Below are 8,586 nucleotides of genomic sequence, written 5' to 3'. Positions count from 1 at the left end.
CAAAGAGCAAACTAGGAAACTAGCCGCAGGCTGTACTTGAGTACGGCAAGGCGACGTTGACGTAGTTTGAATTTGATTTTCGAAGAGTATTATTCGTCTTCGTCATCATCGAAGCCTGCTAACAGGTCATTAACTTTCACAATGCTTTCTGCAGCACGACTCTTGTAGTCCGCATCTGCGCCTGTAAGGCTCGCATTGATAAATTCAATCACCATTGGAAGATTCATTCCTGCGTAAAGGTCGATGTCACGGCCTTCCATAATCAAACGGCTTACCACGTTACATGGTGTACCGCCAAGAAGATCCGCAAAGACTAGGAAATCATCCAATCCTTCAATAGCAGCTTCAAATTTTGCAGTAAATTCTTCTGGGCCATCTTCTGGAAGAAGAGCTACTGTACAAATATTGTCTTGTGGGCCCATAATCATTTCCGTGCTACCTTTAAGTTCTTCACAGAAACGACCATGACTCACCAAAATTAATGATTTAGCCATAAATTATGCGCCCATTCCAAGCAAGAATTTACCGATGAATGAAAGACCTACTGCAAGAGCGATAATGATACCGATAGCTTTAGTAGAAGTCATACCTTTCTTACCAAGCAACCAGAAGATAAAGGCAGTAAAGATTGCTGGAAGCAAACGTGGGAAGATTTGGTTCAAGATGTCTTGGAAATCAATCATCTTTTCACCGATTGGCAACTTGTAAGAAATTTCAAAGTTGATCATTGTTGCTACAAGAGCACCCATCATGAAGACACCAAGTACAGATGCAGCGTCAATCAAAGCTGTCAAGGTACTTTGCATGTTGTTGATAAGGTTAACCCCTTCTTTGTAGGCAAATTCCAACTGTTTCCAACGGAAGATGTCATAAGCTACTGCAACTGCGATCCAAAGGAAGATACCCCAAGGTTGGCCAGCGATAGCCATAGTTGCTGCGACTGACCCCATGATAGCAGGTACAAGCGAACCAAAGATTGTATCTCCAAGAGGAGCGAATGGTCCCATCAAACCTGTCTTGATACCATTAACGGCGTCTTTTGAACCCACACCATCTTTTTCTTCCATGGCAAGGTCAAAACCAGCGATAATGGTGTGGAAGAATGGTGAAGTATTGAAGAATTGAGTATGAACTTTCATCATTTCTTTCAATTCAGGAGTTCCATCCCCATACATTTTACGCAATTGAGGCAAGATCATGTAAAGGTAACCAGAAGCTTGCATACGTTCGTAGTTCCAACCCAATTGGAAAGTAAACAAGCTACGTTTGTTGATTTGATTAAAATCTTCTTTTGTAAGTTTGTAATTAGAATTCGTCATCTTCGATTTCCCCACTTTCTGATGGTGTAGAAGGTTCTGCTACAGCTACTTTTTGGCTATTTTTGAAGTGAAGCACTGCAAGGAAGATACCTACGATAGAGATACCAATCATAGACAAACCTTTGAAGTTGTTCACGAAACCAATTTTTTCAGCAACATCTTTCGGTAGAGTACCTACGATACCAGCAACAGCGCCACCAAGACCTGTTACATATGAGTAAAGAACAGTCAACATAGCTGTCAAACCAAATCCCATTGCAAGGTAGTGAAGGTTACGTTTAACTGGAAGGTAACGAAGCAAGATTGCAAATCCAAGACCTGGAAGCATACGTCCTGCAAGTGTCAAACCATCTGCAACCCACTGGTATTTTGTAACGAAGTCTACTACGTGTTGTACAAATTCACCACCAAATGCAAGCGCGAAGAAGACTGGAAGGGCACGAGATAAAGCCCAAGGAATCGCACCAAGTAGGTAGTTACGTTCAATACCTTTGTAATCAAAGCGTTCGATTGCCGCATCCACACGGTGAGCAAAGAAGGTAGTAGTCATACGACCAAGAACGTCGAAGTAAGTCAAGAGAGCTGCTACTGGCACAGCGATTGTTGTGATCGCAAGTGCTGTATCAATTCCTTGTGAAACAGAGAAGGCTGTCGCAAGAACCGCACCAGAAGTTGCGTCGATACGAGAAGCACCACCGAAGGTACCAACCCCAAGAACGAACAGTTGCAAGTTACCACCGATAAGCAGACCAGTAGTCACATCTCCCATAATTAAACCAGTAATGAAACCAGCAAATACAGGGGAACCTGCAGATGAAACGATCGTCAACTCATCACAGATTTGATAAGCTGAGTACAAAGTGAGAAGTAAAATTTGCCACCATTGTATCATAACAATGACCTCCTAAAAATTTTTTCCTATTTTAATAAGCTCAAAAAGTCTGAAATTGGATCATTTGGAACCATTTGAGCAGTAAGTTTAACACCTTTTTCTGCCAATTTGTGGAAGTCTTCCACATCCTTGTCTACTACGTTGATAGAACGTGTGATGGGTCGAGTTTCTGGTGTCTGAGACATATTCCCAACATTAAGGGTTTCAAGTGGTACACCTGCTTCTACCAAACCAAGGAAACGGTCTGGTTTACGAGCCACGATAAAGAGACGTTGGCTATCGTATTTACCAGCAAGAATATTGGCTGCCGCTTTTTCAATTGGCAAAATACTCAATTTTACACCTGGTGGTGTCGCAAGTTTCAAACCACTCTTTTCAACGTCATTGTTGACAACTTCGTCATCCACAACCATAATACGTGAAACATTTAGTTTTCCAGCCCAAAGATTGGCTACTTGTCCGTGGATCAAACGTCCATCGATACGGCATCCTACAATTGTCATAAGTTTTCCCCCTTTATATGTTTTAGTGTAGGTTTTCGAGTTAAATGAATCTCTTCTTTATATTCACCCTCTGTCTCAAAGATAATAATGCGGTTTGCACCTTCCTTGAGGTAGCTATGAGGGATATAAAGCGAGAGGGTCGGGCCGACGTTCCAAAAACGTCCTAGATTCTGCCCATTGACAAAGGCAACTCCCTTACCAAACTCAGACAAGTCTAAGTAAGTATCTTTTGGCGCTTCGATTGTAAAATCATAAGCATAAAAGGCTGGTTGTCCTTCTGTCCATCCTTTTGAAAAATCAATTTTCTCAGGATTGTCTAGTGGGAGTGGATAGTGTTTCCAGTTTAGTAAGAAGTGCAAATCCTTACAAACCCCTGTCCGAATTCCCTTACGTTGCGTATCCGCTAAGAACTTGTGTCCATAGTTGACACGTCCCATATTTTCTACCAAGATATCTAACCTAGATAGCGCTTTCTTTTTACCTTGATAAAAAATATCTTCCCCAATTTCTGTCTGATATTGGGTTTCGACCCACTGACCATCGACATAAAGCTGAGCTCTATCTCGACCGTCAATGATACGAAGTCTTTCTTCTTCTGCATCCCAGTTTGTTTCTGTTCGATAGAGTAGATAGCCATAGCTTTGTCCCAACTCCTCCATCTTTTTAGGATAGAGGCTTTCTACTGGACTTGACAAGCTATCCAAAGTTTCAAACAAGGAAACTTTTTCAACTAGTGGAATAGCATCCAACTCCATACTCTCTTTGTATAATGGTTCTAACTGCGGATACTCTGGGAAATGTGTCGCCATCATCTTCTTGACTGCTAGATATTTAGCAGTTGGATTTCCTTCTTCATCTAGAAGGGCATCGTAATCATAAGATGTAACTTGTGGCAGGTCCAAAGTCCCTCGAGCCGAACAACCATTCATGAAGCCAAAGTTTGTACCACCGTGGAACATGTAAAGATTGATAGAGCCTTGCTCCAATACCTCACGAACAGCTTCTGCCAACTCTTTTGGATCCCGTGTGATAATCGGTTCTTTCCAACGATTGAACCAGCCATCCCAGAACTCCATACACATAAGTGGCCATTTCTTGCCATGCTCATCAAAGAATTCCTGCATCTGTGAGAAGTTGTAAGGTGCCTTAGAACCAAAGTTCCCTGTTACAAAGAGATCATCTTCGATTAGGGTTCCAGCTTTCAGAGTTGCTCTCCATGGACCATCTGATGTAAAGAGTGGACAGGTTATGCCACGCTCTTCCATCAACTGTCGAATCGCTCTCAGGTAAGCCTTATCTTCTCCGTAAGAACCATACTCATTTTCAACCTGCATCATGAGAATATTGCCACCATTGTCCAATAAATGTGGGACCAACCGTGCCAAGAGCTGATCATAGTAGCGACCAACAGCCTCAATATAGGCTGGATCTGAGGAACGAATCCTCATATCTTTGGTTAAGAGCCAAGCTGGTAAACCACCAAATTCCCACTCCGCACAGATAAATGGTGACGGACGTACAATAGCATAGAGGCCTAAATCTTGTGCTGTTTGGAGAAATTTCTCCAAATCCAGAGCTCCTTCAAAGTTAAACTCACCCTCACTGGGTTCGTGTAGATTCCAAGCAACGTAAGTCTCTACCGTATTAAAGCCAAGGGCTTTCAAATTGTAGAGCGAATGATACCAATCTTCTGACGGAATCCTAAAATAATGAATGGCGCCAGATAAAATCTTAAATGATTTTCCATCGAGATAAAAATCATCTCGTATCTCAAATCGTGTCATATTCTTACCTTCTGACAATTAAAGTTTACGCTTTCATTTGTTGATATATTGAATATAACTCAATATACCACATTTGTCAATAGGTTTTCACAATTTTTTTCATTTTTTACCAACTTTTACACAAAAAACTTATAAAGATATAGATTTTACAGACATAGAGCTCCAAGCAGTCAGCATGTATAAAAATGTATAAAATCTCCTTTTTTATATGTAATTTAACCTTATAGCCTATTATTCTAATTTTTTTATTCAAAAGACTACTATTCTTCCCGTTTTTATGGTAGAATCTTTAACGGAGAAGTAAAATCGAGGTGAAATTATGGCAATTCCAAAATATCAATATATCAAAGATGAATTAAAGAACAAAATCATCTCTGGGCAATTTGCAAGTGGAGATAAATTTTACACTGAAGCTGAATTGATCGCTATGTATGATGTAAGTTCCATCACAGTTGTTCGTGCTTTAAACGACCTTGCTAAAGATGGTTACATCGTTCGCCAACAAGGAAAGGGTACATTCGTTTCACGCGCACGTAAACACAAACTCGTAGAATTTTCAGACGTAGAAGTGTTTGAAACTAAAGATGATAAAGTGACCGTCCTTTCTATTGAGCGTGGAAACAAACTAAGCTACTTAGAAAAACTTGGACTACGCGGTAATCAGTTCTACTACAAGATTGAACGTGTCCGCGAAACAAATGGTGTCGCATACATCTACCACACATCATATATCCCAGAACAATACATCAACGCAAATTATCCAAATCTTGAATATTATAGTTCTATCTATAACCGTTTCAAATCAGATTACCACATTCACATGAATGATGAACATTTTGAAGAAATCAATGAAATAGCATTTCCAACTCCAGAACATGCGGCTTCGGTCCTCGGAGTCGATGAGCAATTCCCAACCGTTTTACAAACCAAGACTACTAAGCTAGAGTCTACTGGTCAAGTTCTCGCTTACAGCGAAACTTATAAACGAGCGGATTATTACAAAATCAAATTCATTTCATGTGACCGTGATCACTAAGAAGAAAGCCTGAGCCTTGCTTGGGCTTTTTTCTATACATATTATACCACAATAAAAAGAAAACGCTTACTTTTTTTGTATGACCTTCTATATTTTGTAGAATATTTTATAGAAATAAGATCGAATTACACTACCTATAGATATGTTAATAAATAGAATTGTATGCTTAATTTTTATTAGTTTTTATACTTATTATAGTTTTAAAGTAATCCTACTTGACTCCTGTTAACGTAACAAATAAAATAAAATTGTTGAATTGTGTAAACGTTATCAATATTAAAATGCAATCAGGAGGTTTTGCAATGAAACATGAAAAAAAACAGCGTTTTTCCATTCGTAAATACGCGGTAGGAGCAGCTTCTGTTCTAATAGGATTTGCTTTCCAAGCACAAGCTGTTGCAGCCGATGGAGTTACTCCCACTACTACGGAAAACCAACCGACCATCCATACAGTTTCCGATTCCCCTCAAGCAGCTGAAAATCTGACTACTGAGGAAAAACCTAAAGCAGAGATTCAACCAGAAGCTCCAAAAACTGTAGAAGCAGAAACTTCATCTACTGATAAGCTAGCTAGTCTGTCAAAAACAGAGGAAAAACCGCAAGCGCAAGAGGAAGTGAGTTCAACTCCTAGTGAGAAAGAAGAAGTAGCAACTTCTGCTGAAAAAGAAATTTCTAATAAAAAGTCAGAGGATCTTAGTCCTAAAAAGGAAGAGCAGAAAGAGGCTAATTCTAAAGAGTCGGATACAGACAAGACTGATAAGTCAGAATCTGACAAGGATAAACCAGCGAAAAAAGATGAAACGAAAGCAGAAGCTGATAAACCAGCAACAGAGGCAGGAAAGGAACGCGCTGCAACTCAAAATGAAAAATTAGCTAAACGAAAAATCGTTTCAATTGACGCTGGACGTAAATATTTCTCACCTGAGCAGCTCAAAGAAATTATCGATAAGGCGAAAGAATATGGTTATACAGACCTCCATCTCTTAGTGGGTAACGATGGTCTCCGTTTCATGCTGGATGATATGTCTATGAAAGTGGGCGATAAAACCTACTCTAGTGATGATGTCAAACGCGCTATTGAACATGGAACAAATGCTTATTACAATGATCCAAATGGTAACCATCTCACTGAAAGTCAGATGACAGATTTGATTAATTATGCCAAAGATAAGGGAATCGGAGTGATTCCAACTATCAATAGTCCTGGACATATGGATGCCATGCTGGTTGCCATGGAAAAACTTGGCATCAAGAATCCTCAAGCCAACTTTGATAAGGTTTCAAAAACAACCATGGACCTTGAAAATCAAGAAGCAGTTGGATTTACCAAAGCCCTTATCGGCAAGTATATGGATTACTTTGCTGATAAATCAAAAATTTTCAACTATGGTACAGATGAATATGCCAATGATGCGACAAACGCCCAAGGTTGGTACTACCTTAAATGGTATGGCCTCTATAACAAGTTCGCAGATTATTCTAACAGCCTAGCTGCCATGGCTAAAGAAAAAGGTCTTCAACCAATGGCCTTCAACGATGGCTTCTACTATGAGGACAAGGACGATGTTCAGTTTGACAAAGATGTCATCATCTCTTACTGGTCTAAAGGCTGGTGGGGTTATAACCTTGCTTCACCTCAATACCTAGCAAGCAAGGGTTATAAGTTCTTGAATACCAACGGTGACTGGTACTACATTCTCGGTCAAAAACCAGAAGATGGTGGTGGTTTCCTCAAGAAAGCTATTGAGAATACTGGAAAAACACCATTCAATCAACTAGCATCTACAAAATATCCTGAAGTAGACCTTCCAACAGTTGGTAGTATGCTTTCAATCTGGGCAGATAGACCAAGCGCTGAGTACAAGGAAGAAGAAATCTTTGAACTCATGACTGCCTTTGCAGATCACAACAAAGACTACTTCCGTGCTAATTATAATGCTCTCCGCGAAGAATTAGCTAAAATTCCTGAAAACTTAGAAGGATATAGTAAAGAAAGTCTTAAGGCACTTGACGTAGCTAAAACAGCTCTAAATTACAACCTCAACCGTAATAAACAAGCTGAGCTTGACACACTTGTAGCCAACCTAAAAGCCGCTCGCCTAGGTCTCAAACCAGCTGCAACTCACTCAGGAAGCCTAGATGAAAATGAAGTGGCTGCCAATGTTGAAACCAGACCAGAACTCATCACAAGAACTGAAGAAATTCCATTTGAAGTTATCAAGAAAGAAAATCCTAACCTCCCAGCTGGTCAGGAAAATATTATCACAGCAGGAGTCAAAGGTGAACGAACTCATTACATCTCTGTACTCACTGAAAATGGAAAAACAACAGAAACAGTCCTTGATAGCAAAGTAACCAAAGAAGCTGTAAACCAAGTGGTTGAAGTCGGTGCTCCTGTAACTCACAAGGGTGATGAAAGTGGTCTTGCACTAACTACTGAGGCAAAATCTAGACTAGATGTCTAAGAGGAAGTAATTCCATTCACAACCATCACTCGTGAAACTGATCAATTGCCTAAAGGACAATCCCGTGTCGTAACAGAAGGTGTAAACGGTCGTATAAGTCATTTCTATTCTGTAACTACGGCTGCAGACGGAACTGAAGTTAGAACATTGGTTACCAGTGTCGTGGCACAGGAAGCTGTTACACAAATAGTCGAGGTCGGAACTCTGGTAGCACATGTAGGCGATGAACATGGACAAGCGGCTGTCAAAGAAGAAAAACCAGCACAAGAAAGCTCAAGTGTACCAACTCCTGCGGCAGAAGAAAAATCAGTACTAGAGATTCCAGGTGAATCGGCTCCAATAACTGTTCCTGCTGAGGAAAACAAAGCTCTTCCTCAAGGTCCAGCTCCTGTGGCAACAGAGAAAAAACTTCCTGAAACAGGAAGTCACGATTCTGCAGGACTAGTAGTCGCAGGACTCATGGCTACACTAGCAGCCTATGGACTAACTAAAAGAAAAGAAGACTAAGTCTTTTCGATAAAAAATGGCTCTATAATATTTGTAGTGGGTAAATCCCCTATGGATATTATGGAGCCTATTTTGTTGTA

Annotated in this window: 6 protein-coding genes and 2 pseudogenes; 3 read left to right on the top strand and 5 right to left on the bottom strand. The window is 40.3% G+C overall.

All coding sequences use genetic code 11. The annotated features are described in order from the left end of the window. Positions 1 to 89 precede the first annotated feature (89 nt). From ADI86_RS03115 to ADI86_RS03095, 5 genes are read right to left on the bottom strand one after another with little or no spacing between them, the layout of a single operon-like run. Positions 90 to 494, bottom strand: coding sequence for a PTS sugar transporter subunit IIA (locus ADI86_RS03115; RefSeq protein WP_080983159.1), 405 nt, complete (start codon positions 492 to 494; stop codon positions 90 to 92). Between the two features lie 3 nt (positions 495 to 497). Then, positions 498 to 1,319, bottom strand: coding sequence for a PTS system mannose/fructose/sorbose family transporter subunit IID (locus ADI86_RS03110; RefSeq protein WP_049531748.1), 822 nt, complete (start codon positions 1,317 to 1,319; stop codon positions 498 to 500). Next, positions 1,306 to 2,211 carry a PTS mannose/fructose/sorbose/N-acetylgalactosamine transporter subunit IIC gene (locus tag ADI86_RS03105; RefSeq protein ID WP_023944066.1) on the bottom strand — a complete coding sequence of 302 codons (906 nt, stop codon included), beginning with the start codon at positions 2,209 to 2,211 and terminating at the stop codon, positions 1,306 to 1,308. Before ADI86_RS03105 ends, ADI86_RS03110 begins: the two co-directional genes overlap by 14 nt. Before the next feature lie 26 nt (positions 2,212 to 2,237). Beyond that, positions 2,238 to 2,714 carry a PTS sugar transporter subunit IIB gene (locus tag ADI86_RS03100; protein ID WP_000156972.1) on the bottom strand — a complete coding sequence of 159 codons (477 nt, stop codon included), beginning with the start codon at positions 2,712 to 2,714 and terminating at the stop codon, positions 2,238 to 2,240. Then, positions 2,711 to 4,498 (bottom strand): glycoside hydrolase family 35 protein, encoded by a 1,788-nt coding sequence (locus ADI86_RS03095; RefSeq protein ID WP_049531747.1) that lies wholly within the window; start codon positions 4,496 to 4,498, stop codon positions 2,711 to 2,713. Before ADI86_RS03095 ends, ADI86_RS03100 begins: the two co-directional genes overlap by 4 nt. A gap of 319 nt (positions 4,499 to 4,817) precedes the next feature. On the opposite strand from ADI86_RS03095, the gene ADI86_RS03090 reads away from it, so the two are divergent. From ADI86_RS03090 to ADI86_RS03085, 3 genes and pseudogenes are all read left to right on the top strand, one after another. Next, entirely contained in the window at positions 4,818 to 5,534 is a 717-nt protein-coding gene (locus tag ADI86_RS03090; RefSeq protein ID WP_049531746.1) for a GntR family transcriptional regulator, read from the top strand. Positions 5,535 to 5,815: 281 nt separating this feature from the next. After that, a pseudogene (locus tag ADI86_RS12545) lies at positions 5,816 to 5,929 on the top strand (YSIRK-type signal peptide-containing protein); the annotation flags it as partial. Between the two features lie 462 nt (positions 5,930 to 6,391). Beyond that, positions 6,392 to 8,506 (top strand): annotated as a pseudogene (locus ADI86_RS03085) (G5 domain-containing protein); the annotation flags it as partial. Positions 8,507 to 8,586 lie beyond the last annotated feature (80 nt).

The organism is Streptococcus pseudopneumoniae, assembly GCF_001074975.1.
GTDB lineage: Bacteria > Bacillota > Bacilli > Lactobacillales > Streptococcaceae > Streptococcus > Streptococcus pseudopneumoniae_D.
The sequence above is the reverse complement of the archived record's forward strand: the minus strand, read 5'-3'. Positions and strand labels throughout refer to the sequence as shown.

Bases quoted from the DNA above. Each gene is read 5' to 3' on its own strand.
- ADI86_RS03115 (WP_080983159.1), bottom strand. From the start codon at position 494: ATGGCTAAATCATTAATTTTGGTGAGTCATGGTCGTTTCTGTGAAGAA.
- ADI86_RS03110 (WP_049531748.1), bottom strand. From the start codon at position 1,319: ATGACGAATTCTAATTACAAACTTACAAAAGAAGATTTTAATCAAATC.
- ADI86_RS03105 (WP_023944066.1), bottom strand. From the start codon at position 2,211: ATGATACAATGGTGGCAAATTTTACTTCTCACTTTGTACTCAGCTTAT.
- ADI86_RS03100 (WP_000156972.1), bottom strand. From the start codon at position 2,714: ATGACAATTGTAGGATGCCGTATCGATGGACGTTTGATCCACGGACAA.
- ADI86_RS03095 (WP_049531747.1), bottom strand. From the start codon at position 4,498: ATGACACGATTTGAGATACGAGATGATTTTTATCTCGATGGAAAATCA.
- ADI86_RS03090 (WP_049531746.1), top strand. From the start codon at position 4,818: ATGGCAATTCCAAAATATCAATATATCAAAGATGAATTAAAGAACAAA.